At 32.6% G+C, this 568-nt stretch carries 1 protein-coding gene; it reads left to right on the top strand.

Annotated elements, in window-relative coordinates; translation table 11 throughout:
* The coding region (locus tag DMC01_RS14260) for a hypothetical protein (protein WP_185908984.1) at positions 1-568 on the top strand (568 nt) is incomplete at both ends.

Below are 568 nucleotides of genomic sequence, written 5' to 3'. Positions count from 1 at the left end.
AAGCATAAAGGCAAGATTAAAAGAAGAAACAAGAAGCTTCATACAAAAAAGACAGGTGTATTATAAGGAAGTATTTAAGATTGATGGCAATTTACTTGGCAAGAAAACCCACTTAGTAATTGATCGTTTAGCCCAACTAAACATAGCCTTAGAGCATAGATCTGCCTTGGTGTATGATTATAGAGGCTTGTTTTTGTATGAAAATAGAAAAGAATTATGCAAGCTTTATACAAAGCAAATAGAGGGCTTAAAAGATTATATCGAGTTAAGGGATAAAAAGCATACCTACAAAGCACAAATTACAAACAAGGACAAAGGCAAAGTTTATCTTCATATACACAAAGAAGCTGAGGCAAAAAGAGCTTTGTGCTTTTCTTATGATGAAAAGGATGAGCATTTAATAACTAAGGCTTTTAAGCAAACTAACTTGCCTCTTAGATACTACAAACCCACACAATATGTCATCTTCATAAATCGTCATACACAAACACCAAAATATACTTTGTCGGATTATCAAATATTAAAACGACAAGAAAATGGAGAATATGAATTAGTGGCACAAGAGAAC

Origin of the sequence: Campylobacter troglodytis, from assembly GCF_006864425.1 — a bacterium.
In the GTDB taxonomy this organism is placed as follows: Bacteria; Campylobacterota; Campylobacteria; order Campylobacterales; family Campylobacteraceae; genus Campylobacter_D; species Campylobacter_D troglodytis.
This window is presented reverse-complemented; position numbering and strand designations above follow the sequence as displayed.